General features: G+C 60.6%; 26 protein-coding genes. 9 read left to right on the top strand and 17 right to left on the bottom strand.

From position 1 onward, the window contains the following. Window positions 1–138: 138 nt before the first annotated feature. From ACKVY0_RS19200 to ACKVY0_RS19190, 3 genes are all read left to right on the top strand, one after another. Complete coding sequence (locus ACKVY0_RS19200) at window positions 139–483, top strand: helix-turn-helix transcriptional regulator (protein WP_409216452.1); 345 nt, start codon at window positions 139–141, stop codon at window positions 481–483. Window positions 484–552: 69 nt separating this feature from the next. Next, window positions 553–732 (top strand): hypothetical protein, encoded by a 180-nt coding sequence (locus ACKVY0_RS19195; RefSeq protein WP_409216451.1) that lies wholly within the window; start codon window positions 553–555, stop codon window positions 730–732. A gap of 45 nt (window positions 733–777) precedes the next feature. Next, a complete protein-coding gene (locus ACKVY0_RS19190; protein ID WP_409216450.1) occupies window positions 778–2,220 on the top strand; it encodes a DUF1501 domain-containing protein in 1,443 nt (480 codons plus the stop codon). A gap of 323 nt (window positions 2,221–2,543) precedes the next feature. Here the strand turns inward: ACKVY0_RS19190 and ACKVY0_RS19185 are convergent, their stop codons facing one another. After that, window positions 2,544–3,086 (bottom strand): hypothetical protein, encoded by a 543-nt coding sequence (locus ACKVY0_RS19185; protein WP_409216449.1) that lies wholly within the window; start codon window positions 3,084–3,086, stop codon window positions 2,544–2,546. Between the two features lie 278 nt (window positions 3,087–3,364). Here ACKVY0_RS19185 and ACKVY0_RS19180 point away from each other — a divergent pair, with 278 nt between their 5' ends. The 5 genes from ACKVY0_RS19180 to ACKVY0_RS19160 all read left to right on the top strand — a co-directional run bounded on the left by ACKVY0_RS19180 (window position 3,365) and on the right by ACKVY0_RS19160 (window position 9,398). After that, window positions 3,365–5,167, top strand: coding sequence for a cytochrome-c peroxidase (locus tag ACKVY0_RS19180; protein ID WP_409216448.1), 1,803 nt, complete (start codon window positions 3,365–3,367; stop codon window positions 5,165–5,167). 40 nt (window positions 5,168–5,207) lie between these two features. After that, on the top strand, window positions 5,208–7,079 hold the full coding sequence (locus ACKVY0_RS19175) for a multicopper oxidase family protein (RefSeq protein WP_409216447.1): 1,872 nt from the start codon (window positions 5,208–5,210) through the stop codon (window positions 7,077–7,079). Between the two features lie 79 nt (window positions 7,080–7,158). Beyond that, the gene (locus ACKVY0_RS19170; protein ID WP_409216446.1) at window positions 7,159–7,935 is read left to right on the top strand and encodes an SCO family protein; all 777 of its coding nucleotides are present in this window, start codon (window positions 7,159–7,161) and stop codon (window positions 7,933–7,935) included. Beyond that, the gene (locus ACKVY0_RS19165) at window positions 7,932–8,420 is read left to right on the top strand and encodes a hypothetical protein (protein ID WP_409216445.1); all 489 of its coding nucleotides are present in this window, start codon (window positions 7,932–7,934) and stop codon (window positions 8,418–8,420) included. The genes ACKVY0_RS19170 and ACKVY0_RS19165 overlap by 4 nt, the downstream gene beginning before the upstream one ends. Window positions 8,421–8,456: 36 nt before the next feature. Continuing rightward, window positions 8,457–9,398, top strand: coding sequence for a hypothetical protein (locus ACKVY0_RS19160; RefSeq protein WP_409216444.1), 942 nt, complete (start codon window positions 8,457–8,459; stop codon window positions 9,396–9,398). 52 nt (window positions 9,399–9,450) lie between these two features. On the opposite strand, the gene ACKVY0_RS19155 is transcribed toward ACKVY0_RS19160, so the two are convergent. Beyond that, the gene (locus ACKVY0_RS19155; protein WP_409216443.1) at window positions 9,451–10,734 is read right to left on the bottom strand and encodes a Y-family DNA polymerase; all 1,284 of its coding nucleotides are present in this window, start codon (window positions 10,732–10,734) and stop codon (window positions 9,451–9,453) included. Between the two features lie 355 nt (window positions 10,735–11,089). On the opposite strand from ACKVY0_RS19155, the gene ACKVY0_RS19150 reads away from it, so the two are divergent. Next, the gene (locus ACKVY0_RS19150) at window positions 11,090–11,788 is read left to right on the top strand and encodes a fatty acid desaturase (protein ID WP_409216442.1); all 699 of its coding nucleotides are present in this window, start codon (window positions 11,090–11,092) and stop codon (window positions 11,786–11,788) included. 164 nt (window positions 11,789–11,952) lie between these two features. On the opposite strand, the gene ACKVY0_RS19145 is transcribed toward ACKVY0_RS19150, so the two are convergent. From ACKVY0_RS19145 to ACKVY0_RS19075, 15 genes are all read right to left on the bottom strand, one after another. Then, window positions 11,953–12,975 carry a sialidase family protein gene (locus ACKVY0_RS19145; protein ID WP_409216441.1) on the bottom strand — a complete coding sequence of 341 codons (1,023 nt, stop codon included), beginning with the start codon at window positions 12,973–12,975 and terminating at the stop codon, window positions 11,953–11,955. Window positions 12,976–13,093: 118 nt separating this feature from the next. Further along, window positions 13,094–13,591, bottom strand: coding sequence for a hypothetical protein (locus ACKVY0_RS19140; RefSeq protein ID WP_409216440.1), 498 nt, complete (start codon window positions 13,589–13,591; stop codon window positions 13,094–13,096). Between the two features lie 29 nt (window positions 13,592–13,620). After that, window positions 13,621–14,559, bottom strand: a complete 939-nt coding sequence (locus ACKVY0_RS19135) for a HipA domain-containing protein (RefSeq protein ID WP_409216439.1) — start codon at window positions 14,557–14,559, stop codon at window positions 13,621–13,623. 4 nt (window positions 14,560–14,563) lie between these two features. Then, a complete protein-coding gene (locus ACKVY0_RS19130) occupies window positions 14,564–14,890 on the bottom strand; it encodes a HipA N-terminal domain-containing protein (protein ID WP_409216438.1) in 327 nt (108 codons plus the stop codon). After that, complete coding sequence (locus tag ACKVY0_RS19125) at window positions 14,887–15,135, bottom strand: helix-turn-helix transcriptional regulator (RefSeq protein WP_409216437.1); 249 nt, start codon at window positions 15,133–15,135, stop codon at window positions 14,887–14,889. Before ACKVY0_RS19125 ends, ACKVY0_RS19130 begins: the two co-directional genes overlap by 4 nt. Window positions 15,136–15,339: 204 nt before the next feature. Continuing rightward, window positions 15,340–16,056, bottom strand: coding sequence for a M48 family metallopeptidase (locus tag ACKVY0_RS19120; RefSeq protein WP_409216436.1), 717 nt, complete (start codon window positions 16,054–16,056; stop codon window positions 15,340–15,342). After that, window positions 16,056–19,163 (bottom strand): type I restriction endonuclease subunit R, encoded by a 3,108-nt coding sequence (locus ACKVY0_RS19115; protein WP_409216435.1) that lies wholly within the window; start codon window positions 19,161–19,163, stop codon window positions 16,056–16,058. The genes ACKVY0_RS19120 and ACKVY0_RS19115 overlap by 1 nt, the downstream gene beginning before the upstream one ends. A gap of 125 nt (window positions 19,164–19,288) precedes the next feature. Next, a complete protein-coding gene (locus ACKVY0_RS19110; protein ID WP_409216434.1) occupies window positions 19,289–19,576 on the bottom strand; it encodes a hypothetical protein in 288 nt (95 codons plus the stop codon). Continuing rightward, window positions 19,557–20,624, bottom strand: coding sequence for a hypothetical protein (locus tag ACKVY0_RS19105; protein ID WP_409216433.1), 1,068 nt, complete (start codon window positions 20,622–20,624; stop codon window positions 19,557–19,559). The genes ACKVY0_RS19110 and ACKVY0_RS19105 overlap by 20 nt, the downstream gene beginning before the upstream one ends. A gap of 55 nt (window positions 20,625–20,679) precedes the next feature. Then, the gene (locus ACKVY0_RS19100) at window positions 20,680–20,982 is read right to left on the bottom strand and encodes a hypothetical protein (protein WP_409216432.1); all 303 of its coding nucleotides are present in this window, start codon (window positions 20,980–20,982) and stop codon (window positions 20,680–20,682) included. A 14-nt stretch (window positions 20,983–20,996) separates the two neighbouring features. Beyond that, entirely contained in the window at window positions 20,997–21,923 is a 927-nt protein-coding gene (locus ACKVY0_RS19095) for a DUF91 domain-containing protein (protein WP_409216431.1), read from the bottom strand. Beyond that, window positions 21,920–23,176 carry a restriction endonuclease subunit S gene (locus tag ACKVY0_RS19090; RefSeq protein WP_409216430.1) on the bottom strand — a complete coding sequence of 419 codons (1,257 nt, stop codon included), beginning with the start codon at window positions 23,174–23,176 and terminating at the stop codon, window positions 21,920–21,922. The genes ACKVY0_RS19095 and ACKVY0_RS19090 overlap by 4 nt, the downstream gene beginning before the upstream one ends. 85 nt (window positions 23,177–23,261) lie before the next feature. Beyond that, window positions 23,262–24,425, bottom strand: coding sequence for a Fic family protein (locus tag ACKVY0_RS19085; RefSeq protein WP_409216429.1), 1,164 nt, complete (start codon window positions 24,423–24,425; stop codon window positions 23,262–23,264). A gap of 48 nt (window positions 24,426–24,473) precedes the next feature. Then, entirely contained in the window at window positions 24,474–24,632 is a 159-nt protein-coding gene (locus tag ACKVY0_RS19080) for a hypothetical protein (RefSeq protein ID WP_409216453.1), read from the bottom strand. Further along, entirely contained in the window at window positions 24,629–25,765 is a 1,137-nt protein-coding gene (locus ACKVY0_RS19075; RefSeq protein ID WP_409216428.1) for a YhcG family protein, read from the bottom strand. The genes ACKVY0_RS19080 and ACKVY0_RS19075 overlap by 4 nt, the downstream gene beginning before the upstream one ends. Window positions 25,766–25,772: the final 7 nt, after the last annotated feature.

The following is a 25,772-nucleotide window of genomic DNA, read 5'->3' as shown; positions in this document are numbered from 1 at the left end:
CGTCCGTGTCGCTGAGAGGCTTGATGTTTAACTCCATCCTCACTATAAGGCATATAACCACTATGGAGTACAGCGGTATTTTTCACTGTTTTTAATCAGGCCTATACATCATTCCGGCGATGCACCCAGCCCGAGGCCATCCGCAAGGCCAAGGCCTACATCCACGACCACCTCGCCGGCAGTCTCAGCCTCGAATCCGTCGCTGCTGCCGTCAGTGTGAGTCCCTTCCACTTCTGCAAGCTCTTCAAGCGTGCCACGGGCCTCACTTTCACCGACTTCGTCAACCACGTCCGTGTCGAAAAAGCACGGCGGCTCCTCATGCGTCCGGCCTGCCGGATCACTGAGATCGCCTACGATGTCGGCTTCCAGTCACTCTCGCATTTCAACCGCAGCTTCCGCCGCATTACCGCCGAAAGTCCCAGCGAATTCCGCAGCCGCCTCAAAGCCGGTGATGCAGCCCCGCATGCCGCCATGGCTGCGTGAGGCGCATATTATGCCATCTCGTACAGTTTGGTTGCTTGCCCCAGTGCTGTGCGGAGCTTATAAGGCCGCATGTATCCAATCAAAACGACCATCCCAGAGGGATTGGCACTCAAAGAGGGCGATGAAGCTGATCTTCGAGTGGTCATCCAGAATGGCGCGATTGTCGTTACCAAGATTCTGCGGCAAAAGAGCGCGGATTCGCCCACCGCCGACTACAAGGTCAAGCTGGGCGGTTGGAATCGGAAATAGGCTGCTCGGAAAGGCTTGGGCACAGCGGGGCGTATTTCAACGCGCATGTCATTCCCGCATCCAGCCCATCCTCAGACCCGCCGTGAAGTGATTCAGGCGGGTGCAGTCGGTCTGTTGGGCCTCGGGATGAATCATCTCACCGCCTTGCAGGCGCTGGCGGCTCCGGCAGGCAAGCCGCAGCGGGCGAAGTCGGTTATTTACATCTTCCTCTCCGGCGGACTCGCGCAGCATGAGAGCTTCGACTTGAAGCCGGATGCGCCGATGGAGATTCGCGGCGAGTTCAAACCCATCCGCACCCGCACGCCCGGCACGCACATCTGCGAGCACCTGCCGCGTCTCGCACGCATCTCGGAAAAGTGGTCACTCGTGCGTTCGCTCACGCATGGCAACAGCGACCACTCGCAGGGCCACCACATTATGCTCACCGGCCGCACGGATGTGCCGCTGGGCTTTGATCCATCAAAACCGAAACGGTCCGATCATCCCAGCATCGCCGCGCTGGCCACCGCGCTGCTGGAAAAGCGCAAGGACAACCTCCCGCCCGCCATCGTGCTGCCGGACAAGCTCATCCATCGCACCGGCCGCACCCTCGCCGGCCAGTTCGGCGGCATGCTCGGCTCGCAGCATGATCCGTGGTTCCTGGAGATGTCGCCGTATCACCCGGAGCACTACGGTGCCTATCCGCAGTACCTGTTTCATCACGAGCGCGGCTTTGAAACCGATGACAAGCTCCGCCTCCAGGCGCCGCATCTCTCGCTGCCGCAGGGCCTCACGCTGGATCGCGTGATGGACCGCGTCTCGCTGCGCAACGCGCTGGAATCGCAAACCGACGATCTCACCGCTCTGGCAGGTGATGAAGCCTTCGATTCCACCCGTCAGGCCGCCATCTCACTGCTGTCCAATCGCAGCGTGCATGATGCTTTCAGCATGGAAAAGGTCGATCCCAAGCTGCTCGACCGCTATGGCCGCCACAGCTTCGGTTGGTCGCTGCTCATGGCCAAAAACCTCGTGCAAAGCGGTGTGAAGCTCGTGCAGGTCAATCTCGGCAACAACGAGACCTGGGACACGCATCAGGCCGCCTGGAAGAACCTCAAAGGCTTCCTCCTGCCGCCGATGGATCAGGCCGTCAGCGCACTCATTGAAGATCTCGATGCCAGCGGTCAGCTTAAAGACACGCTCATCGTCATGGGCAGTGAATTTGGCCGCACGCCCAGGATCAAAGGCATCTCCGCCACCTCATTGCCTGGTCGCGATCACTGGGGCCATGTGCAGAGCATTTTGCTCGCCGGCGGCGGCATCCAGGGCGGCCGCGTCATCGGCGAGACCGACAAAATCGCCGGCTACCCCATCAGCGACGCCCAAACGCCCGAAAACCTCGCTGCCACCATCTACGAAGCCCTCGGCCTCCCCCGCGACCTCATGTGGCACGACTTCACCGGCCGCCCGCACACGCTCTACATGGGTTCGCCGATTGCGGGGCTGACGTAGATTCGCGCACGCATCAAAGTAGCTTGGCTCTCCAGAGCCGAGTCGCACGGCCCCTGATAAACTGCAATGCATGGGGATGCACGCCATGCCAGGCGGTTACGAAGACCTGCGTGCCCAGCGGCTCGAACTGCTTCGTAAGCCTCTCGCCGGGTGATGAGACGCTTGTTCTAAAGAACTGCTAGAGCAGCGGTTTGTTTTTATTCCTTGCTCGAGGATGCTACTTCGATGGACACCTCCTTAAAGCCGCTGGATGGGGCGGCACTCTGCACCATTTTCAAGCCTGTCCTTTTCCACATGTCAGTGACGTGGCGGAGTTGAAAGAATCAAAGGCCGGCAGGAAGTGGGAAGACATGAGGCGAACGCTTGCGAACGGCGGCACTCGGAGTGTCATTGGACATGGTGCCCGCATTCTGCGGCGGGGGACGTTTCAAATCTGCCAGAGGCAAGGCTGGCACCGCCGCAGTGGTGCTCAGAATGGCCGTGCCACCAGAGGCAGCCTGTAGGGATGGAGCAGCAAAGTTCAGCCAATGTTCGGTGCCTTTTTGCCTGATTAGCACCTTCCAGGCCGCTAGAAACCCTTGATCCTGCACCTTGAGCAGTTCGATGCCGCTCGGACTCAGCACACCACTCACCAATTCGATCGTCTGAGAGGAGTTGGAATCGGTCAAGTACACGAATTTCCGCTCTCCAATAGACGCGATGCCGGTCAGCAACAGAGAGCGTGCATCCGAAGAGGACGCTAAAACAAGAGTGCCACTTTTTGCAGGAAGACTGGTTGTTGATAACTGCGCGACTCCATTTTTTGTCAATGACAGACACAACAATAATATCAGGAAGATTAGAGGCTTATTCAGACGAGCTTTCATGTGCAGAGTAGATATTAAATATGATAATAATAAAATAATTGAAACTCTTTCTTGAAAATATCAAGCGGTGGATTTTATAGTTAAAGGCTATGATTATTATTTTTAATAGTTTTGTGAGAACAGTAATTTCTGTGTGGCTGATTAAGCAGGCTAAAACGCTTTCTGCCTCAGTGGCGTTTCTGATCCTAAACTTGCACGCCCCCCTTTTTGCCCAAGCAGGCGTGTTAGCGCCTGATCCACCGCCGAGTCCGGAATCTCTGAGCCTCCGGCCCGTCCCCGTGCCATCCAACCTTTCCGAGTTTGTCAGGAACAAAAAAGCCGCTATCGCCCTAGGCAAAGCCCTCTTCTGGGACATGCAACTCGGCAGCGACGGGATCACCTCCTGCGCCTCCTGCCATTTCCATGCCGGGGCGGACAACCGCTCCAAGAATCAAGTCAGCCCAGGGTTGCTGCGACTGGCGGCGGACGGAACCCCCGATCCAGATGTCACCTTCCAGACGAAATCTCCCAACGGACAGCTCACCCATGCTGATTTCCCGCTGCGCAAACTGCTGAGCAGCAACGATCGCCATTCAACTGTCTTGGCGGACTCCAATGATGCCATCAGCTCACAGGGCGTCTTCAAGGAACTGTTCCAAAGCATCCGTCCGCTTTCCGCCGAGGACAACCGCACGGTCCAACCTGACGCCATCTTCCAGGTGGGAGGTGTCAATACACGCCGGGTGGAACCTCGGAACACTCCTTCTGTCATTAACGCGGTCTTCAACATGCGGAATTTTTGGGACGGACGCGCCCAGGACATCTTCAACGGCGTGAATCCTTGGGGCCGGCGCGATGCGAATGCGAGGGTGGCCGTGGCAGATTCCAAGACCAGCCTGCGACTCACCGCGATCGCCATCGACCACGCCAGCCTGGCCTCCCAAGCGGTGGGTCCGCCCCTCAGTGCCTTTGAGATGTCAGCTGATGGACGCAGTTTCCCAAATCTAGGGAAGAAAATGATCGCGCTGCGGCCACTACAAAAGCAGTTGGTTCACAAAGATGACAGCGTGCTAGGAAGCCTCATTCGCAACAAGCTGCCAGGCCTGTCCAAAACGACGTATGCGGAGATGATCCGCGATGCCTTCGTGGAAAAGTGGTGGAGCGGCACCCTGCTCGTGGAGGTCAACGCGGATGGCAGTTTCAGCCGCTTCGTTCCGTTCACGCCGACGCCTGCGGCTAATCAGTTCCCGCAGATGGCCTACAATTTCAGCCTCTACTTTGGCCTAGCGGTACAGCTTTACGAATCCACCCTCGTCTCCGACCAGACACCGTTCGACCAATTCGTCGAAGGGAACAGCAACGCCCTCTCCCGGCAGCAACAGCAAGGCATGGACTTGTTCTTTGGAGCGGCCAAATGCGCGAACTGCCACGGCGGCGCGGAGTTCACCAACGCCTCGGTGAATCGCGTCGAGAACCAGCGCATCGAAACGATGCTCATGGGCGACGGCGGCAGCGCCACCTATGACAACGGCTTCTATAACATCGGCGTGCGGCCAAATCGCGAGGACATCGGCCTCGGTGCCACCGATCCGTTTGGCAATCCGCTCTCCGAGGCCCGTTTGGCGGCCAATGGCAGCTTTCAAAGGATCGTGGGCCGTGCCCCCAACCTCAGTGTGGGTCCGAATGACCGCATCGCGGCCAATGGAGCCTTCAAAACGCCGGGCTTGCGGAACATCGAGCTGACCGGCCCCTACTTTCATAACGGAGGCCAGGCCACGCTGCGGCAGGTGGTGGATTTCTACAACCGCGGCGGCGATTTCCATGACCAAAACATCGCCGACCTCGATCCCGACGTGACCGATCTTCATCTCTCCACCACGGAAAAGGAAGCCATCGTCGCCTTTATGAAATCGCTCACGGATGAACGCGTGCGCTACGACCGCGCGCCATTCGACCATCCACAACTCTTTATTCCAAATGGAGCGCTCGGGGATGACACCCGCGTCGCGAACGACGGCCAGGGCCGTGCCCTGGACCACCTGAGCGAACTGACTGCCGTGGGCCGCAACGGCGGCACGCCGCGGCCAAATTTCCTACCGTAAACCAGCCCGAAATCGTCCACTCAACCCCCTGCCATACCCTATGAGCCATCCAAACGACTCGTCAGCCAGCACCTCCCGCCGCAAAATCATCAAGGGCGTCGTCTCCACGGCCTCAGCCGCCTTCACGACCCATATCATCGCCGCCAGAGGCAAAGGGGACGGCGGCGGCACGGGGGGCGGCGGAATCACGGGAGACAACCCGATGAATGTGAGCGCCCCCAACTGCCCGAACGCCATCCAGGGGCAAACCGTGCCGCGCTGGGTCGATCCACTGCCCCTGCCCAGCTATCTCCCGCCTTTGAGCACGGGAGCACTGCCCGCGCAATACACCTCCCCGGTGGGCGATGTACTGCACGGTGTGGCCCCCGAATGGGCGAATCATCCCGCCGACTGGGATGGCAAACCCACCCAGTATTATCAGGTGAATATGCGCCCCGGACGCCAGCAGTTCCTCCCCAGCTCAATGGGCCTGTGGACGGACTTCTGGGGCTACGCCGGCCGTGATGCCGACGGCACTTTCCGCCCCGCCTCAGCCCCAGGTCCCATGTTCCGTTTCCGCGTCGGCCAGCCGGCCCTGGTGCGAGTCGCCAATGATTTGCCGGAGGAAATGTCCGTCCACATGCATGGCGGCCATTGGCCGGCACACAGCGACGGCCATCCGAACTTCCTCGTGCTGCCACAGGCCGCACGTGACTACTACTACCCCAATGTGCTTCCGCGTGTGAACGGCGGAGACACGGGAGCCTTCGATGTTTCCGAGTCCACCAGCACGATGTGGTATCATGACCACGCGATCCACCTCACCGCTCAGCATGTGGCCCGTGGACTTAGTGGCATCGCCCCGTGTTTTGATGATCTTGAGCTTGGCCTCATCACCAATGGCGTTCTGCCTGGCATCCGTGGCGTCTCGGATGTCGGCCCAGAGTACCGCAATCCCTACGACATCCCGCTCGTCTTCCAGGACCGTCTCTTCGACCCGAACGGCAACGTCTGCTACGACGGCAACGACCACAACGGCTACCTCGGCAACATCGCCCTCGTCAACGCCAAGGCCTACCCCCACCTCAACGTCGAGCGTCGCAAATACCGCTTCCGCTGCCTCGTCGGCAGCAACTCCCGCATCTGGCGCTTCCGCCTCAGCGATAACTCCTCCTTCCTCCGCATCGCCAAGGACACTTGGCTCTTCCCCAAACCCCAGCAGACCCAGTGCTGGCTCGCCGGACCTGCCACGCGTGCCGACATCATCATCGACTTCGCTAAATATCCCGTCGGCACCGAGCTCTACCTCGAAAACATCCTCGACCAGCAGGATCCCCGCGGCCCCGGCAGCAAGCTCGAAGACGAAAACGGCACCACCGTCAGCGGCAACCCCGCCTTTCGCCATCGCCTCATCAAATTCGTCGTCGGTGCCCGTGACACCCGCTACCCGGACGCCACCATCACCACGAACTCCACGCTCCGCCCGCACATCCCGATCCGCGACAACGAGATCACCGCCCGCAGGCACTTCAAATTCGAACGCAAAAACGGTGCCTGGGCCATCAACGGCCAGTTCTTCGACGAAGCCCTCGCCAACGTCGTCCCCACCCTCAATACGGCCGAGGAATGGACCCTCGAAAACGGCGGCGGCGGCTGGTGGCACCCCATCCACATTCACCTCGAGTCCCACCAGCAGGTCGCCGACCTGCGCACTGGCAGGCCCATCCCGTATCATGACAGCTTTAAGTCGGACACGTGCATGCTCGGCCCGAACTCGCAGATCAAAATCCGCATGAAGTTCCGCACCTTCAAAGGGCCGTTCGTCTTCCACTGCCACAACGTGGAGCACGAGGACTTGGACATGATGTTCCAGTTCGACCCGCGGGTCACCCCCACGCCCTCCCCGCAGCCTGTGCAGCAGTTCTTCCCGTGAAAAACGGTTTCATCCCGCTGTCCCGGCCCCTTCACGGGCCGGGACGGCCTCCGCACGTCTCACCCGCCCTTTCTGCCACATGAAAACCGTCACCCGCAGCCTTCTCGCGGCCGTCTTATGTCTCGCCACCGGCCTTCAGGCCGTCGATCCAGCCCCTGTTGCCGCCGCCACACCAGAGGCCGCTCCGCCTACAGACACCCCGGGTGCCGAGCAGGCCGCGCAGCTCATGCGCAAGCATTTCGCCGACAAAATCCCCGACCTCACCCTCACCAACGATCACGGCCAACCCGTCCGTTTCGTCACCGATCTCGTGAAGGACCACGCCGTCGTCATCAGCTTTTTCTACACGAACTGTCGCGGCACCTGCCCCGGCACCAACGCCCTCCTCGCCGGGATGCGCGAGACATTGGCGAAGGATTTCGGCAAATCCGTCCGCCTCATCTCCATCAGCGTCGAACCCGAGGTCGATGACGTGCCCACCATCCACGAATACGCCGGCTTCTTCCGCAAGCCCTCCGCACATCCCGACATGCCCGACTGGCACTTCCTCACCGGCAAGCCCGAGGACATCAAAAAACTCCGCCGCGCCCTCGGCTACTACGAAGTCGATCCCAAGATCGACGCCGACCCCACCCAGCACGCCGCCATGCTCATCCTCGGCAACCAGGCCACCGGCCGCTGGGCCATGATGCCCATCGGCATCGGCCCGGACCGCATGGCAGGCAAAGTCCGCCTCATCGCCGGCTGGACCTCCGCCCAGCGCTACGCCGACGTGTACGCCCACCTCGAAAAAAACCGCAAGGCCGAGGCAGCGTCCGAAAAACCCAAAACCACGGCCGCCGTCATCCAACCGTGAAAAACAGCCTCCAGCCCATGCTCCTCCTCGGCCTGCTCAGCCTGGCATGGCCGTATCACGTCGAGGCAGAACCACCGCCAACGCTGCAACTCGTCGGCACCACCCAGATCGACCGCGCCTTCACCGCCTACCTGCGCGAAAACGGCGGTAGCGGCCATGTGTTCACCTTGAGCGAAGGCGAAACCGCCGGCGGTTGGCGCATCACCGAAACTACCCGCGACACCCACGGTCAAATCATCCGCATCCACCTCCAGCGCGGCGATGCCGGCCTCTGGCTCAGCATCTCCGGTGGCAGCAGCGCCGCCGCTCCCGTGACGGCTGAAAAAACCGACACGCAGCCGCTCATCGACATCCCCGACAGCAAACGCGGTCCCCTGCACGACCAGGTGCTCCACCGCGCCCGCATCAAACACAAACCTCAGGCACGCGCTGCGCACTGCCAGATTAGCGACCTCGACCCTTTCCCCGCCAAACCCTCCCGTTAATCCGCCATCCGCCATCATCCACCCTAAAACACACGCATGAAACACACCACCCTGCTTAAATCCACCCTCGCCGCCGCAGCCCTGCTGTTCAGCGGCATCGACGCCAGCGCCCAGGCGCTTCCCGCTGAGGTCGAAGGCACCGCCACCGCCATCACCGCCAATCTTGACGGCTCCGTCACCATGACCGTCATGGGCATGACCGTGAACGTCCCCACAGGCACGCCTGCCGCTTCTCCCAGCGCCACGCTCACCCTCGCCCAGCTCGCTGATCCCGCCCCGCTGCCCAATCGCACGCAAGCAGGCTTCACCGGCGGCACCGCCATCATCACCGGCACCGTAGCGGCCAATGGAGTCGTTACCGCCGAGGATGTCTTCGTCGAACCCGCCGAAAACGTCATGCTCGGCATCGTCACCGCCAACAACGCCGGCGCCCTCTCCATCAACAGCGTCCCCATCGTCATGCTCAATGACCCCCGCATGCCCGCCAAACCTGTGCAAGACGTCAACGGCATCGCCATCATCCCCGCCTCCATCCCCGTCGGCACCGGAGCCAGCGCCGAAGGCTACTTTGCCAACGGCGTCTTCAACGCTTTCCTCGTCGAGGCCGAACAAGGCACACCCGTCATCTCCACACCCCAAGTCACCATCACCCGCGCCCTTGGCCGCGAACGCACCCCGAACAATCGTCGTGGCGACGAAGTCGAAGTCCGCGGCTCCTGCACCACCACCCACGCTCCCACTGCCATTACCCAGTCCATCATCGTTTACCGCATCGACGGCGCCACCCAGACCCTCCTCGGCACCGGCACCGCCACCGTCGATCCCGCCCTCCCCGGCGTCGCCAATTTCGTCTTCCGCGTCACCACACCACCCTCCAATGATCCGGTCCTCGGCAGTTGCCCCACCACCGTTCGCGTCGTGAACACCAGCGTCGGTGCCAACAACGCCTCCGCCACCTCTGCCGTCGAAGTCCGCTAACCCTGCCTCGTTGCGCCCCCGTCGTAATCTTCACGACGGGGGCGTTTCGTTTTTACTCTTTGAACTCCTCGCGGTCAGGAATCCGCGTGAAGGCGATTTTCGTGCCCGAAAACGTGCGCACCGTGTCCGGCGTGAAGCCGATCACCACGGAGTCACGACCGCGCTTTTGATTGATCTGGTCCAGCACGCGGCTGAGATGCTCACGCCGTTCGCGTGATGCTGTCTCAGTGGCGGAGGCGAAGAGATCGAGCTGCTGTGGCCGCGCTTCCGCCTCCAGGCCCATCAGTGTCACGGCAACCTTCTTCACGCGCTGCCAGCGGGCCTGCTGCATTACACGCTGCCACAATTCGGCCAACACACGTGCCAGCTCGATGCTGTCGCACACCGGCTCAAACTTCGTCTGCGCCTCGCAACGCGGCCCGTCTTCCGTCCGCACGCTCAGGTGCAGGTGCGTGGCGCGGTAGTGCATGCGGCGCAGCCGGCTGGCCGCCTTCAGCAGCAGACGCCGCGCCACGACGCCCGCCTCCGGCGGTGTACGCTGCTCAGGCGCCAGCACATGGCTGTGCCCCAGCGTTCGGTGCTGCGCGGGTGGATCATCCTCGGACGCGCCGCCATGCAGCGCATGCCAGAAACGGTCCCCGCAGACACCGCCCCACGCGCGATGCAGCGTCTCACGCTCCGCCTGCCACAAGTCCGCCATGGTGCGAATGCCGCAGGCATGCAGCCGCGGCTCCATGCGGCGGCCAATGCCGCACAGATCACGCAGTTCCAGCTCCAGTAGCCGTCCGGGCAGCTCCTCCGGCAACAAAGCCACCAAACCGTCCGGTTTTTGCATGTCCGACGCGACCTTCGCCAAAAAGCGGTTCGGGGCCAGGCCGATGGAGCAGGTGATGCACTCGCCCACCCGTTCCCGCAGGCCACGTTTGATGCGCTGCGCCAGATCCATCGCCGCCGGCAGTGAACGGCGCGGCGGGTCCAGCTTGCAGGCCATTTCATCAATCGAGCCGATCACATGCACGGGGAAATGCCGCTCCACTTCCGTGATGATCTTGTGGTGGAAATCGACATACACATCGTGGCTGGCCATCACGGTGATGAGTTCCGGGCAGCGCCGGCGTGCCTCGCCGATGTTCGTGCCGGTCTTGATGCCAAATTTCTTTGCCTCCTGACTCGCCGCGATGGCGCAGGTCGCATCCGTGTCCACTGGCACCACCGCGATCGGCTTGCCCCGCAGTGACGGGTCCAATTGCTGCTCCACGCTGGCAAAGTAGCTGTTCAGGTCGAGGAACAGCCAGTCCACGAGCGGAGCGGCGGTGTTGGAGGTGGAGGCAGGCATGGAATGCCCAACTCATTCACCAATCCGATTGGCTGTTCAACAGAACAGCCGTGCGATGCATGAACTTTTCCAACAGCGGACTCCAAATCATGTTCTTGGCAATAAAATCGCCTCAACGGGGCCGCTGTTCATGAACGGGCTGAGAGAGCGGCCAAAATCACACCGCCAATGCCTCATGTCAGGCGTACCCTTTTTGCGAACACTCACTGCCGCAACGAACGCCGCCAGGAAACCCGCTGGGTGAACGGCTGCCGTCAAAAAAACTGTCCAAGCAATCACACGGAGTTCCCCGGGCGAACTCGAACTACCGGAACCGGCTCTCCCGACCACCCCAACCTTGATCTTCCTTTCGACCATGCCAGCCCACCTCGGCTTTTCACCACCTCCGTCCTTGCCACCGACGCAGGCCGCACGCTTCCCCTCCGTGAAAGAGTGGAAGGCCATCGTGGCGGAATACCAGCATCCTTCCACCTGGCGTGCCACTTGGCAGTTGGTGAACACCCTCGTGCCCTATGTCGCGCTGTGGTTCCTCATGCACCACTTCCTGAGTGTCTCGTGGTGGCTCGTCGTGCCGATGGCAATGCTCGCTGGGGCGTTGCTCGCCCGTGTGTTCATCATCTTCCATGACTGCGGCCACGGTTCTTTCTTCCCCTCGCGCCTAGCCAATGACATCACCGGTTTCATCACCGGCCTGCTCACCTTCACCCCTTACCATCACTGGCGCTGGGAGCACTCCATCCATCATGCCAGCACCGGCGACCTCTGGACGATGACCGTGCAGGAGTACCTCGAATCCTCCCGCTGGCAGCGCTTCGCCTACAACCTGGAACGCTGCCACCACTCGCGCCCCGTCTTCCAGCAGGTGAAGCCCCTGACCATCCGTACCAGCCTCAAATCCCTCGCCTATCGCCTCTGGGATGAAAACCTGCGCAAACTCGTCGGCTACCGCCACATGCGCGAGGTGCGCCGTGAGCAGGCCGCTGCGAAAGCCGCCCCGGCGAAGGATCTGGCCGTGCAAACCTTCGAGAACGAAGGCGGCCACGTCACCGCCTGAGCAGCGTGCATTCTGCGGTGCTTAGTAGTTAGTAGTCAGTGCTCAGTGCTCAGTGCTCAGTGCTCAGTGCTCAGTGCTCAGTGCTCAGTGCTCAGTGCTCAGTGCTCAGTGCTCAGTGCTCAGTGCTCAGTCATCAGTGGTCCGACCGTTTCACCGCCTGCCGCTCACCGCTTTAACCTCATCGTCCTGAAAAACACACCGGAACCGCCGGGCTGCTTCTCATCGGTGTCATAATAGATCGTGCCGAGCGTCCCGGCGTCGATCTCGACCGTGCGCGGGCAGGCACGGCCGCCGATGGGGCGGCCTGGGTTGTAAAACTCCACGGGATGCGCCAGGTCCCAGTTCTGCCCATCATCGCGCGAGACGATGAAGTGGATCACGTCACCACCGACACCCGGCCCGACGATTTGCGAAGCCAGTAGCCAGCCGTTCTTCAGGCCCATCATCTGATGACGCCAGCCTTGCGTGAAGACATCCGGGAAGGGCTTGATGGGCTGCCACGTTTGGCCGCCATCGGTTGAGCGCTGCCCTTTGCCGCTTATGAGCGTCCCCGCAGGTGTGCGCACGAACGGCACGAGGCCGTGGCTGGTCCCGTCGCCAAAGGATTTCTCCGCACCGGTCTGTGGATTGTAGAGCACCGTGCGGTCGGCCAGCGGCAGCAGCCAGGCGGTCGGCGACAGCTCGACGATGGGATGGCGGATGACGCTGTGAATCTTCGGGTCGGCATTCTTCGCCAGATTCACCGGTGTGCTCCACGTCAGGCCATCGTCGCTGCTCAGCGAGAAGGCGACGTAACGCGATTTGAGCTTCTCCTCCGGCGCAAACCACACATTCCAGCAGTGCAGCAGCCGTCCATCGGCCAACGTGGTGAGCGAACCAGGGTAGATCGCGATCTTGTCCGTCGGCGGGAACAGCGCCGGCGGCGACCACGTCCTGCCGCCGTCCGTCGAGCGCGTGATGAGATGCGGCATGAACTCCTTCTTGCAAAACGTGGCCACCAGCGTGCCCTTCGTGCTGCGGCACAGCGCCGGATGAATGTGCCCGCTCACGCCGGATTCGATGCGCACCGGCGCAGAGACTCCCGCCTCCTGTCCTATCACAGCCGAGCAGAGCCAGGCAGTGACAACCAAGACTGCTGAAAAACGTCCAGGCGAGTGACCGGCGGGGAGTGAGGGAGGGTAGTTCATGATCGAACTGGTACGTCGCGAGCGGGTGTACTTCGTCGAGTTGCGTTGAGCTAGGCACCCGCTCTTCTTCATGGAGTGTAGCGACTGGCTTCGGCGATGAGGGATTGGAGGGAAGAGTTCATAGCGGCTCAACATCGAAAGGCAGATGGAAATACTCGAACACCGCTTTGGTCCGGTCAAAAATCTGGCGTTCGCTCATTCCCGCTCGTTCACACATTTCGTTCATCGGGACGAAACCACCGCTGATGAACTGGACGACATCCAAAGGGCTGATGCTGACCTTGACCTGGCTCTGGCCTTGCACTTTCAGAGCGTCCAGCGAGTCCAGGCAGCACATCACCATCATCATGAGGTTCTCAGTGTCCAGATTGCAGAAATAGAGCCAGTAGGGCCAGCGCTGCCAAAGCTGCTGATAAAACGTCCTGACTTCCGGGATGGCGTAGATTTCCCGTGGGTCGTGGTCATAGCCCTCGATCATCAGGGTTAGGCTGTTCATCATGGCTCCGAGCTGCTTCCCCACCGGCAGCCGCTGCTTGCCGAATCGCGCGTGAAAATTCTTGGCATCACCGGCCTCCACAAGATCCCGGCTGAACTGGTAGATGATGAGGTCGTTCATGATTCAATGCTTCGTCGTGGTTGCGTGCATCAGGGGTTCAAGTCAAGGCGCTCAAGTCGGTCATTGAGCACATGGGTGTAGGCTGCCCGTGCGGCGGGAGACAGGAACGACCGTCCGATCAGTTCCCGCCAGCGCGGCACGGCATCCGACAGATCTTTCACAATGCCTGCCAGAATGCGATCCGGCAGTTGCAGGCGCTCTTTACAGAAGTAGTCCAGCCAGTTCGCCTTAGTGAGGTTTCTTTTCCGTCCATGGAGCGGCAGGGCCGTTTCTTCAATGGCACGTTCCAGCACGACCGTGGTGTTCAGAAGGTCGTAAGCGGGCGACAGGGTGACACGTCCTTGGTCCATCATCAGCGACCAGTTCTTCAGGTGCATGTCCTCGTTGCCGGTCAGGAAGCAGAACAGCGTCCGGCGGGCCAGATGCGCTTTTTCGATCGCCGGGAAGGTGCAGAAGTCCTCCACCACCTTGGCCACTCGTTCCAGCGTGCTGTTGTACTTCGTGTCACGGGTTTCGCCGCAGAGCTGGGCAAAATCTTCCACATGCACTTTGCTGGAGCGTCCCGTGCGGTCATACCGCTTCACCACATACACCCAGCTCCCGTCCACGGCAGGCACCAGTCCATGCGGTGGCACGTCGATGCCTGCCACGGCAGCCATCGTCATCGTCAGCGCTTCGTTCGCAGGCACCTCGGCATAAGGCGGCGGATTGGGTTTCAAGATGAAGCGTCCACCCGAATCCACGATCTCCAGCCTGCCCTCAGCGATGTTCAGCACGGCAGACAGCTTCGGCTGCACGCCTTGAACGGACATCTTGTCCGCACGCAATCGCGCCTGCCGCAGTTGTTCCTCATGGGTCAGTTCCAGCGCCGCCAGCCGCTTCAGGCGTGGGTGCAGCGAGCGCAGGCCTGCGGCCGAAAAGGCGCTGCCAGCGGGAATTTCATCCAGCGTGATGGGGCAGACCGCCATGAGATCAGGTCGCCTCCTCCACGGTTAGAGATCCCACCACATCACGCCCCACCGTCAGCAGCAGACGAAAGCTGTCATGACGGTCGATCTTGTGCAGGCGCAGCAACGCCTCCAGTTGCGGACCTTCGGGCAGCAGACCTTCAAACACCGCCGGGAAACTCGGAAAAACATAGGACTCCGACCGCACCGGCAGCGTCAGTGAGACCGGCTCACCGTCATACGCTTCCAGGTAGCGAAACTGCCAGCCGCCAGCAGCCAGTGATTCCAGGTCACCGGCGATCACGCCGTGCTGCGTCACCCGTGCTCGACGGCTCGGCTCGCTCCTGCTCATGGTTTGGGTTCCTCCACGATCTGCGTTTGCTGCCACTCCGCCACCAGCGGGCCTTTAGGCTCCAGCTTCAGATTCAGCACGGCCAGCACGGCCAGAAGATTGCGCCACGTCGTGCGATCCCGACCCGCCTCGATGTCCTGCACCACGAAGCGACTCACCCCTGCATGACGTGCCAGCTCCGCCTGCGAGAGCTTGGCTCGCTTGCGGTGAAAAGTGACCAGTGATGCTAGAGCGGATGGCAGCATGATAAATCAGGCATAAAAGCCTGTTACTGGCAATTTTAACGATCCAGCCTCATTGAAGCAACATCTTTGATCGGTATATCTGTCATTTCACTGGCAGCTCAAAGCGCGACTGCAGGCCGGAGACATAAACCGTGGACCGGTTCAGGGCTTTGGCGAGATCGGCGAAGGTGTGCATGGAGACAAAAGTGCACCAGGACGTAGATGCTACCCCCTCCAAGCCTCGGCACTCAGTGGCAGTTCGTTCAATTCGGCCCGCGCTTCACGCCAAGACGGGTAGTGCTTTTGTAAGATGGTGATGAACCGCTCGCTGTGCGTCGGCTCCAGCAGATGGGCCATCTCATGGACGATCACATATTCGAGCAGGTCTTTCGGCTTCTTCACCAGTTCGGTGTTGAGCCGAATGTGACCAGCCTTGTGGTTACAGCTTCCCCACTTGGTTTTCATGCGTTGCAGGAAATAGCTGGAGACATGCACCTTCAGCTTGGGCTGCCATTTCTTGATGATCGCCGGAACGATCTCGTGAAGCAGGGATTTGTGCCACTCGTGGATCACCTCGGCTCGCTTTTTGGCGTCGGCACCAGGACGCACGGTGAGCGTGATGCGCTTGTGGTCGAGTCTGACGCAAGGCTTCGCATGGGCATGCTTGATCGTCATCAGATGGCGGCGGCCCCAGATGTGATGGCTTTCACGCTCGATGAACCTGCGTGGTGTTTCCCGCGCCTGTCCGCGCAGCTTCTGCTGCTGCTGTCGAATCCAGACGAGCTTGGAAATGACATACGCTCGGGCGACATCCAGCCGGGTCGCGCTCGGGGCGACCAGCGTGACACGGCCATCAGGCGGATGAACGGAGAGATGGACGTTCTTGATGGCTTTTCGGGTCACCTGAATGGAAATCTCTCCGATCTGGATCGTCTCAGTCATCAGTAGCCGGGTTGGTTCTTGATGATCTCGAAGATCGCCAGAGTCGCCGTGCGATCCCGCGACATGATTGGGAACAGCGCATTGATCACCTGGCTTCCCCGTGGGCCTTCGATGTCGCTCTTCCAGCCTGCCGGGGCCTTCTCGCGCATCGTTTGGTCGATCCGCAGGGCAAGCTCCGCACGCGCCTCTTTTTCCAGCGGGCTTTCCTCACGCAGCACGGATGTATTGCCTGCAAGAATATCATATAGATTGGAATAGATCACTGTGGCCTCCGGTTTGCCGTGAAGGATCGTGGGAATGCCAGCGATCACATCCTTCTTTGCCATGCGCTTCACCAGTTCCTCTGCCTTTTTCAGGAACGCCTCGTAGGCGGCAGCGTCGGTCCGGCTTTGCTTGATGAGGTCATCCAGCAGCTTCGACATCTCCGCGTAGAATCGTGGGTCGGTCAGTTGATCGCGGATGATCGTCTTGCGGACGTTGTTGATGATGCCTTCGGCGATGGCGTTCTTGGAGAGCTTGCCTTTCTCGTTCAGCTTGCGGGCGATGGCGTCATGGATGCCGGTCTCGATGATCAGTTCCGTTAGCGAGAGCGAATTGAGATTGCCCACGTCCTTCGCTGGATCAGCCTGCACATAGGTGTTGAGCAGCTTCCGCATGTCCGCCTCATAGGGCTTGATGTCCAGCTCCTCACCGGAGTGCTTCTTGATAGCCGAGCGGACTTCACTGTAGAAATCGACCTCCTGCTGCAACGCAGCCGCATCGACATCGGAGTATCCCGCTTCGGTGAGGTCTTGTGCGATGTCGGCATAGGCGCGCACAAAGGTCGCCACAGTCTTGTAGAACGTGATGCGCAGCGGCTCCGTTTCCGTGAGCGCCAGCGGATTGGCCGCGTCACCGCAGAAGTAGTGGAGGAACTGCTCCATCTCACGCGGCAGCTTCACGGGTTCGCACAGATAGCGGAGCGCTTCCCTCGCGGCATCCAGCACCTTCTTCCCTTCGACCAGCCACTGTTTGAGGTCCACGTTGTTGCTGCCGCCGCTCCCCTGATCAATGTCCAGCTCGTCCGAGCTATAGACCGCGATGGCTTCCTGCACGTCATCGAACAGCTTCTTGAAATCCACGATGTGGCCGTAGTCCTTGTCGTCACCGTCGAGCCGGTTGGTGCGGCAGATAGCTTGGAAGAGGTTGTGGTCGTAGAGTTCGTTATCGAGGTAGATGTAGGAGCAGCTTGGGGCGTCGAAGCCGGTCAGGAGTTTGCTCACCACGATCAGCAGCTTCATATTCGCAGGTTCCTCGATGAACCGGCGCTTCGCCTCGTCCTCGTAAGCTTTGGTGGTCTGGCCTTTCTTCAGGACATGCTTCGTATAGGTATCGAACTTGTAGCGTTCGTCGCTGTTGGCCGGTTCGCGTGAGATGGCGTTGTGACTCGGCTCGAAGGAGGTGATGACACCGCAATACTCGCCGAAGGGCTTGTTCAGGAAGATGCGGTAGTAATGACAGGCGTCGTAGATGCTCGCGGCCACGAGGATGGCGGTGCCACGGTCGTCGTTCAGGCGCGGCTTGGTGTCGAAATCATGGATGATGCTGGCGGCGATGCGTGCCTTGCGTTCCTCGGCACTCATCAGCTCCTCCATCGTCGCCCAGCGCTTGCGGATGATGGCTTTCTGAAAGTTGTTCAGCGCTTTGGTCTTCCGCGCGAAGTAGTCTTCGATGTCCTTCGGCGAGGTGAGGCGCTGCGGCACATCGCGGGCCTCGTATTTCAAATCGAGCACCACCTTGTCTGCCACCGCCTCGTGGAACTTGTAGGTGTGGATGTAGGTGCCGAAGATGTCCTGCGTCCGCAGCTTGGCCGCATCCTTTTTCAGCAGCGGCGTGCCGGTGAAGCCGATGAAGAGCGCGTTCTCCAGCCAGCGCTTCATCTGTTTGTTCATGTCGCCGCCTTGGGTGCGATGGCATTCATCCACGAACACATAGAACCGGCCATGAATGTGCGGCGGGTCACCTTCGAGGTCAGCGGGATCAAATTTATGGAGGAGCGCGCACAGCAGTCGGGGAGCAGTGGCGCCGAGCTTGGCGACAAACTCCGCCCGGTTCAGGATGCGGGGCGAAGGCGAGTTTTCGCCGATGACTCCGGCGTTCTTCATCACGCCCTCGATCTGCTTGTCCAGCTCATCGCGGTCGGTGATGATGAGGATGCGGGCTGCGGGATCATGTTCCAGTAGCCACTTTGCCAGCAGCACCATCAGGATGCTTTTGCCGCTGCCCTGCGTGTGCCAAATGACACCGCCCTCGCGGATGCGGATGCGTTCCTGCGCCTTCTTCACACCGGCAAACTGATGCGGACGCGGCACCTTTTTGATGCCGTTGTCAAAGATGATGAAGTTGCGGATCAGGTCGAGAAGGCGGGACTTCTCGCACATCTCCGCCAGTGGTCGGTCCAGCAAAGCGCCAGCGGTGACTTCACCCGTGTTCACCGCCTTCCATTCCACGAAGAACTCCTCCTTCGTGGTCACGGTGCCGTAGCGCAGTCCCTGCGAGTCGCTGCCCGCGAAAACGAGCTGCACCGTGGCAAAGAACCCCTTGTTGAAAATCTCCTCCTGGTTGGTGATGAGCTGGCGCACGCCATCCCCAATCTCAACCGAACTCCGTTTCAGTTCGTTGACGCCGACGGCGATGCCGTTCAGGTAAATCACCAGATCGGGCCGCCGCTCATATCCACCTTTGAGCGTCACCTCCTCAGCGATGGAGAAGTCGTTCTTCTCCGGGTGTTCCCAATCCACCAGATGCACCTGCTCGTTCGGTTTCCCGGCGGCGATCTGCACCGACACGCCGTAGCGCAGCAATTGGTAGGTGCGCAGGTTGGCCTGATACAGGGTGATGCCCGTGGCATCCGCAGCGGCCATCAGCTTTTGCACAGCGGCGGAGATGTGCGCCTCGGAATAGCCGCGCTTCAGCAGGTTGGCGCGCAGCAGGTCCACCTCGATGCAGCGATTGTTCTCCCGCTTGTTCCACTCGCCGAGGTAGCCGTAGCCCAGCCCACCCGGCCCGGTGAAGAGCTGGATGACGCGGTTCTGCGTCTTGCGTTCGGAGCGGGGTATTTCAGGCATCAGGTGGGGGATTGACTTTGGAACGCAGGAATGCAGCTTCAATCTGCCGGTGGATGAAACTCGGCCTCAGCGCCGTGTGTTTCGGGTCTCACGACCAGCGAAACCTATATCCACCGGCTTCTTTTTCACAGCTTACCGTTCTGCTTCAGCAATTTCTCATAGTCCTCCCGCGACAACGGGCAGTCCAGCAGGCCGAGAAATTGCTTCTTCGTCAGACCGCACTGCCGCGCCATTTGCGAAAGCAGGTTGTCATCAATGTCAAAGCCCTTGCCATGGCTCGTCTTGGTGGACGCACGAGCCTTCTGCCCAGCCATGGACTGGTAGATGAAGTAATTGTGGTCCGCCCCCGGCTTGATCGGCTGGAAGCCTTTGCGGGTCAGGCCGCCTTCAACATCAGTTTTGTCGCGCGGCATAGGCTTGGAGGTTGGTAAGGGTTAGCAGGCGGCTTTTGAGCTGCCGGGCAGGCTCGGAGAGGTTTTCATCCTCCTCCAGAGCATACTCGGTCCAGAGCATGGCGAGTTGCTCCCGCAGCTCGTTCAAAAGCTCGCCACGCGTCGGGGCGAAGACATCAATATCGAGTTCTGGGTACTCCAGTCGCAGCAGTTGTTCGTCATCGCTCAAGAAGGGTTCCAGCCGTAGCGGCGCAGTCAGCGGCACTTCTGGCATAAACTCCGTCACCACAAAGGGCGACAGGTCCAGCTCCTCAATTTGGGAGACTTCGACGATTTGCCGTGGATGTCCGTCCTCCGCATCCACCACCTGCCCGGTCACCTGCACCAGCGCCCGGCGGTTCTCAAACAGCATCGGCTCCAGAGACCCATCATAGAGGCATTCGAGCGTGCGCTCCTTGGGCGCATAAAACAGGCTCAGACGGTGCTCGGTAAAGGAGATGCTGGAGAGCTGCCCCGTGATCGTTCGTGTGCTTTGGCGGGTTTCCTCCGGGCTCAGCACGCTTTCGATGCGCTGCTTCAGCACCTCATCCAGCCGCACGGCTGGTCCCACACTGTTCTGGAACTCAAAGGCGTAGCCCGCACCTGGAGGCGGGGCCATGCCGCGCAGACAGTCCAGCATCCGCACGCGCAGGCGGCTGTCAGTCACCAGAGACACCAGCTTCTCCTCGTTCCCTTCCATGGTGGCGTGGGAAAAGGCCAGGGCCAGGCCGACGACGCGCGCCACGTTGGGGTTGATCAAAGTGGACCGGTTCAGATCCCCCACACGGCCTGATACTTTGAAACTGCCTTTCTCAGGTGGCCGACAGTGAAACGTGTAATTTCGCTGCATCTCCCCAGACACCCGCACCCGCTGCCGCACCGCCTTGTTCTCCACGGACAGAGCACTGAAGTGGATCAACTGCTGCAAACCTTGCAAGCCCTGCATCAGCAGCGCCACCGGCACCTCATGCCCGCCATCTTCCGGCAGGATGCGGAACTCGATCTCATCTGGGTGGGGCGACTCGGTCATGACGTGGGTTCTTTATACTTTCTCGGACTGTCTGAGTGCAAGAACTGAATTACCTTCACACCTCCCCGAAATGACACCACTGCTCTTCGGTCAGCGAGCGGAGAAACGCACCAATCTCATCGAGCTGTCCCTGCTGGGCGGCCCATTCGAGGTGTTCTTTGAAGCGGAGCTGTTTCTCGATGGGCATGGAGTGGTGCCAAGCAGCTAGGATCAGAGGCAGCGCAGGCTCCCAGCCGCCGGAGGGCTTCTGGCGGGTGTGGTGGAGCTTCGCGTAAAGCTCGCTCCACAGCGTCGGTTGTGGCACGAGGCGCTTTTCAGCCGTGCAGTAGGACCAGAGGGATTCGAATGTTTCACTCATAGCAGGATCGTTCCTCACGACTTGACGAGTTTAAAGCTGATCTGGTAGCGGTAAAAGGTGATGCTGGGCACCATGGTGAGCGCGCGTCGGAGTTTGAAATCATCCTCTAGGGCAATGATGGCACCGCACACGGTCTGGCCATCCTCCGCCAACTCGTCCTGCACAAAGCCCATGTAACGCAGCGTCTGCCCCACCACCACATCACTGGTGCGGCCCTTTTTGAGCTCCACCACCAGCAGCCGCTTTTTGTCTTTGCTCACCGCCAGGATGTCCAGTGGCCCCGAGTCGGTGAGATACTGCTGGCCCACCTGCTCGCCATCTTCCGTGTAGATGTCGTATTCGCGGCCCAGCTCTGTCTGCGCCCAGTTCTTCACCAGGAAGTCCTCCAGGTGCGTTTCCATGGCAAAGGCGGAGGCATCCTCCACCGTTGAGTCCGTGGCGATCAGGGCAGGTGCAGCCTGTCCGCCGATGAGCTTTTCCAGTTCCGCCGAATACGAGGTGATGTCACAGCAGGTTCCTGTCGAGTTGGTCGAGCGCTTCAGTTCCTCGCTCATGTCGCTGCGGTCAAAGGGCTGGCTCAGCCAGTGCACGGGACGGCGGTGCGGCAGGATCTGGCCGGGAGCGTGGAAATACGCTCCGGTGATCTCCCCGGCCCGATAACGTCCACTGCCATCCGGGGTGATGATGACATCTCCCTCTTTCAGGCCCTTGCATAGAGTCCAGGTGAAGCCACAGGCCAGCCCCGCAGCGATCTTGGTCTTGCCAGGATGCTGTGCGAGGTAAACCGGCACATAGGTGCGGTTGAAGTCTCGCCAGTGGTCCGGTAGTTGGCCGGTGAAATCGACCACAAAGTCATAGTCCACGCCGATCCAGCCTTCTTGAAAACACTGGGCCGCGTGGATGCTTTGCCGCCCCGCCATCACTCGATTGTATCGTTTCATAAGAGTCTCGTCCTCCCAGTGAGGAGTTCCTGCATCATGGCCTGCTTCAGGGCGCGGGTCTTCTCCCGCCGCTGCTCCAGCACCGCCAGCTCCCCGTCCATCTCACTCAGCACCGTCGCGATGGCGGTTTGTTCGGGGAGGGGTGGGACGGAAATGCGAGTGCCGTTGATCAGGCCCGTGTTGAGGTTCATCTGGGAACCGGTCTGTCCGTGCTTCGACCAATCGGGCTCGATCCACTTGAGCACATAATAAAGGAAGCGCTGGTCGGCTTCGAGGTTGTCGAAAACGACGAATCCATCGTGAATGCAAACGTCGATCTGGGTGATAATGGGCCTGCCCACGGTCGCGCAAATGCTCATGATAAGGCTGCCGGTAGCAACTGGGCGACTGTGCTTCACCCCGAGTGGGGAAAGGCGTTGAGTCGTTTCGAGAAGGAACATACCGGCGCGAGTGACATCGGAAATGCGAACCCAGCCAACTGGAGAGCTATCATCGAACCAGACGGGGCTATCAATGGGGCGAGGTGATGCGCCGCGCTGAATCTTCGCAATCTCCCCGAGCCGCCTCACCTCCCACTCGCCGTGGAAGCCGGGGAGGCGGGTTTGGCCGGTGAGGAGTTGCTGCATGGCGGCCTGTTTGAGGTCGCGCTTCTTGGCGATCAGCCGGTCCAGCCCGCCCAGCAGCCCATCCACATCGCTCAACGCCTCTACGATGGCGCGTTGTTCGGGGAGGGGTGGAGCTGGAAACCGATACGCACGTAGAATCCCAAGATTGGTGTGGGGAACTCCTGTCTGAATCGCACTGGTGACGATCTGTTTTTGCCCCGCCGCGCTCGTGAAATACTGATGAAGGAAGTGAGGATCGTGTCTCGGACGGTCGAGCGAAACCTTCATCTGACTCTGCGAGATGAGGTAGGACTCAAACGAACCGTCGGGCACAATCGCAACTTGGCCGAGCGTTCCGCGCTGCGTGAATACCAAGTCTTTCGGGTGTGCTAAATTCGCGCTTAGCGATCTAGCCTTCTTCTCGGAGACAAAGACAAAATCGCCCGTGACGAAGGAGAAACTCATGTTCTGTCCGCGAATTACGGGCACGCCTGATTCGACGTAATCAGCGGATACAAGGTCCGAGCCGAATGGGCCTCCCACAGTAGCATTTGATGATTTGGCAGCCGCGTCACGAATGCGTGGGCATTCCCACTCCTCCGGGATGACGCCGACCTCGGTCTGTTTGTAGCCGGGTTTCACTTCCATACCGCTCCCATCTTTTTGAGGTGTTCGTCCACGCGGGCGGCGAGCGTCGCCACTTCGTCGGTGAGCTGCGGCAGCGGGATCGTGTTCATAGTGGTTCGCCTCCTTCGTTGAGGATGGTGAGGTAGGCGTCGTAAACGAAGACGCGGTTGCGGCGCTGGCCGGTGAGTTCGCGGGCGATGCCTGCGCTGACGAGTTGCTGCATGGCCTTGGAGGCGGTGGGGAAGGTCATGGTGCTGGTGTGGCAGAGCTGCTTTAGGCTGAGCATGGGGCGGTGGCGCAGGGCGGCGAGGACGCGGAGCGCATTCGCAGCTCCGCGCCCGATGTCCTGGGTGCGGCGGGTGTCGGTGTCGAAGAGTTCGACGAGGCGGCGGGCGGTCTGCACGGCACCGAGGGCGGTCTGCTCCACGCCTTCCAGAAAGAAGTCCACCCAGGCCTCCCAGTCGCCCTGGGAGCGGATGCGGTCCAGCAGCTCGTAATACACCGGGCGGTGCTGCTTCAAATAGAGACTGAGGTAGAGCAGCGGCTGGGTGAGCAGGCCGCCCTGATGCAGCAGCAGGGCGATGAGCAGGCGACCGAGACGGCCATTGCCATCCAGAAAGGGGTGAATGGTCTCAAACTGGACGTGGGCGAGCGCGGCCTTCAGCAGCAGGGGCATCCCGCCAGCCTCGTCATGCAGGAAGTGCTCCAGCGCGGCCATGCGGGCTTCCACCTCATGCGGTGGCGGGGGGACGAAGCGGGCATTCCCCGGCCGGGTGCCGCCGATCCAGTTCTGGCTGCGGCGGAACTCGCCGGGCTCCTTGTCGCTACCACGTCCCCGGGACATGAGCTTGGCGTGCATCTCCCGCAGGAGACGATTGCAGAGGGGGAACCCCTCCCGCAGGCGGGCCATGCCATGGTCCAGGGCGGCGATGTAGTTCGACACCTCGACGACGTCATCAAACGGCGCTCCAGGAAGCTCCTCCAACTCGAAGAGAAGCAGGTCGGAGAGGGAGGACTGGGTGCCCTCGATCTGGGAGGAGAGCACGGCTTCACGCCGGACATAGGCATACAGGAAGAGCTGGGGGTCTGGCAGCAGGGTGCTGACGCTGTCCAACCGACCAACGGCGAGGGTAGCACGCTCCAGCAGGCGCTGGCGCTGCCCGGAAACATCCAAGGCGGGCTCCGGCGGCAGGTCGTGCGGCACAAAGGCACGCACGGTCTCGCCAGCGGTGGCTGTCGTGTGGTAGGTGCCGGTAGCGGTCCGAATCATGGTGCGAAGCTTGAATAAGCGCAGCGGCTATTAAAGAATAGCGTCACATTATTGAATAACGGCAGCGGATCCCATCTTTTTGAGGTGCCCGTCCACTTTGGCCGCCATTGCGGCCACTTCATCGGTGAGTTGCGGCAGCGGGGTGGCGTAGCGTTCGGCGAGCTGGCGGATGCGGCCGGTAAGAGTTTCACAAGTTTCCGGGTTCATGATTGTCCCCCTTCTAGGCTGGTAGTGATGCTCTCCAGCCGCGCCTTCAGCTCTTCTTTGGATGGCAGGTAAAGCTGGTATTTGGAGGCGAAGATGTTGGCGTCCGGCGGCAGGGTGAGTTCGACGAGGGCGTCGTTTTTGCGATGGCAGAGGAGGATGCCGATGGTGGGCAGCTCGTCCGGCAGCTTCATATGGCGGTCGAAGTAGTTCACATACATCTGCATCTGGCCGAGGTCCTGATGCGTGAGCTTGTCGCGCTTCAGGTCGATGAGAACGTAACAACGCAGCAGGCGATTGTAGAAGACGAGGTCCACACGGAAGTGGTCGTTGTCGAAAGTGAAACGCTTTTGCCGGGCTTCGAAAAGGAAGCCTTTGCCGAGTTCGAGGAGGAAGGACTCAAGCTGGTCAATGATGGCGGATTCCAGCTCATCCTCGGAGTAATGCGGGCGGTCCTCCAGGCCGAGGAACTCCAGCACGAGCGGGTTCTTGATGAGGTCGGCGGCTTTTTCCACAATCTGCCCCTCCCTGGCGAGGCGGCGGATTTCATCCTTGTCCCGGCTGAGCGCGAGCCGCTGATAGAGGCTGCTGGCGATCTGGCGCTGGAGTTCGCGGACGGTCCACTGGTTGGCGGCGGCCTCGATTTCGTAGAATCGGCGCTCGGCGGTGTCGTCCAGGGTGAGCAGCTCGACGTAGTGGGACCAGCCGAGGGTGAAGTGGCGTGAGAGGGTCTGCACGGAGCTGGCAAGGTTAAATTCAGCCGACGCTGTCGGTTGAATTGCCGACGCTGATTCAACCGACAGTGTCTGTTGAATCCGGATGACTCGATCCTGCGCTGACGATAGGTTCGACGCCGTCGGACCAATTTGCTGATACTCACGGTAGAAACTCCGATAGAGGCGGAGGCGGGTGGCAGAGACACCCTTGATCCCCAGCGGCTTCAGCCGTGCCGTCAGTGCATCCATGAGGCCTGCTCCATAAGTTGCCCGATCCGCCCCATTCTGCTCAAACTCGACGACGTAGCAGCCAAAGAGCCAATTTCGGACAACGAGAGAGAGGTCCACTGCTCGGACGGCTCTTTTCTGGATTTCCTCATGCGTCTGCTGGCAAAGGGTGACGAGTTGCTCGAAATTCATCGGTGAG

Origin of the sequence: Prosthecobacter sp. (assembly GCF_046154365.1) — a bacterium.
In the GTDB taxonomy this organism is placed as follows: Bacteria; Verrucomicrobiota; Verrucomicrobiia; order Verrucomicrobiales; family Verrucomicrobiaceae; genus Prosthecobacter.
This window is presented reverse-complemented; position numbering and strand designations above follow the sequence as displayed.

Excerpts from the sequence above, each read along its gene's own strand:
- ACKVY0_RS19110 (WP_409216434.1), bottom strand. The coding sequence starts at position 19,576 with ATGCCGCGCGACAAAACTGATGTTGAAGGCGGCCTGACCCGCAAAGGC.
- ACKVY0_RS19125 (WP_409216437.1), bottom strand. The coding sequence starts at position 15,135 with ATGCTGCCATCCGCTCTAGCATCACTGGTCACTTTTCACCGCAAGCGA.
- ACKVY0_RS19170 (WP_409216446.1), top strand. The coding sequence starts at position 7,159 with ATGAAAACCGTCACCCGCAGCCTTCTCGCGGCCGTCTTATGTCTCGCC.
- ACKVY0_RS19120 (WP_409216436.1), bottom strand. The coding sequence starts at position 16,056 with ATGACTGAGACGATCCAGATCGGAGAGATTTCCATTCAGGTGACCCGA.
- ACKVY0_RS19115 (WP_409216435.1), bottom strand. The coding sequence starts at position 19,163 with ATGCCTGAAATACCCCGCTCCGAACGCAAGACGCAGAACCGCGTCATC.
- ACKVY0_RS19160 (WP_409216444.1), top strand. The coding sequence starts at position 8,457 with ATGAAACACACCACCCTGCTTAAATCCACCCTCGCCGCCGCAGCCCTG.
- ACKVY0_RS19090 (WP_409216430.1), bottom strand. The coding sequence starts at position 23,176 with ATGGAAGTGAAACCCGGCTACAAACAGACCGAGGTCGGCGTCATCCCG.
- ACKVY0_RS19135 (WP_409216439.1), bottom strand. The coding sequence starts at position 14,559 with ATGGCGGTCTGCCCCATCACGCTGGATGAAATTCCCGCTGGCAGCGCC.
- ACKVY0_RS19150 (WP_409216442.1), top strand. The coding sequence starts at position 11,090 with ATGCCAGCCCACCTCGGCTTTTCACCACCTCCGTCCTTGCCACCGACG.
- ACKVY0_RS19100 (WP_409216432.1), bottom strand. The coding sequence starts at position 20,982 with ATGAGTGAAACATTCGAATCCCTCTGGTCCTACTGCACGGCTGAAAAG.
- ACKVY0_RS19075 (WP_409216428.1), bottom strand. The coding sequence starts at position 25,765 with ATGAATTTCGAGCAACTCGTCACCCTTTGCCAGCAGACGCATGAGGAA.
- ACKVY0_RS19185 (WP_409216449.1), bottom strand. The coding sequence starts at position 3,086 with ATGAAAGCTCGTCTGAATAAGCCTCTAATCTTCCTGATATTATTGTTG.
- ACKVY0_RS19095 (WP_409216431.1), bottom strand. The coding sequence starts at position 21,923 with ATGAAACGATACAATCGAGTGATGGCGGGGCGGCAAAGCATCCACGCG.
- ACKVY0_RS19140 (WP_409216440.1), bottom strand. The coding sequence starts at position 13,591 with ATGAACGACCTCATCATCTACCAGTTCAGCCGGGATCTTGTGGAGGCC.
- ACKVY0_RS19080 (WP_409216453.1), bottom strand. The coding sequence starts at position 24,632 with ATGAACCCGGAAACTTGTGAAACTCTTACCGGCCGCATCCGCCAGCTC.
- ACKVY0_RS19195 (WP_409216451.1), top strand. The coding sequence starts at position 553 with ATGTATCCAATCAAAACGACCATCCCAGAGGGATTGGCACTCAAAGAG.
- ACKVY0_RS19190 (WP_409216450.1), top strand. The coding sequence starts at position 778 with ATGTCATTCCCGCATCCAGCCCATCCTCAGACCCGCCGTGAAGTGATT.
- ACKVY0_RS19175 (WP_409216447.1), top strand. The coding sequence starts at position 5,208 with ATGAGCCATCCAAACGACTCGTCAGCCAGCACCTCCCGCCGCAAAATC.
- ACKVY0_RS19105 (WP_409216433.1), bottom strand. The coding sequence starts at position 20,624 with ATGACCGAGTCGCCCCACCCAGATGAGATCGAGTTCCGCATCCTGCCG.
- ACKVY0_RS19155 (WP_409216443.1), bottom strand. The coding sequence starts at position 10,734 with ATGCCTGCCTCCACCTCCAACACCGCCGCTCCGCTCGTGGACTGGCTG.
- ACKVY0_RS19085 (WP_409216429.1), bottom strand. The coding sequence starts at position 24,425 with ATGATTCGGACCGCTACCGGCACCTACCACACGACAGCCACCGCTGGC.
- ACKVY0_RS19130 (WP_409216438.1), bottom strand. The coding sequence starts at position 14,890 with ATGAGCAGGAGCGAGCCGAGCCGTCGAGCACGGGTGACGCAGCACGGC.
- ACKVY0_RS19145 (WP_409216441.1), bottom strand. The coding sequence starts at position 12,975 with ATGAACTACCCTCCCTCACTCCCCGCCGGTCACTCGCCTGGACGTTTT.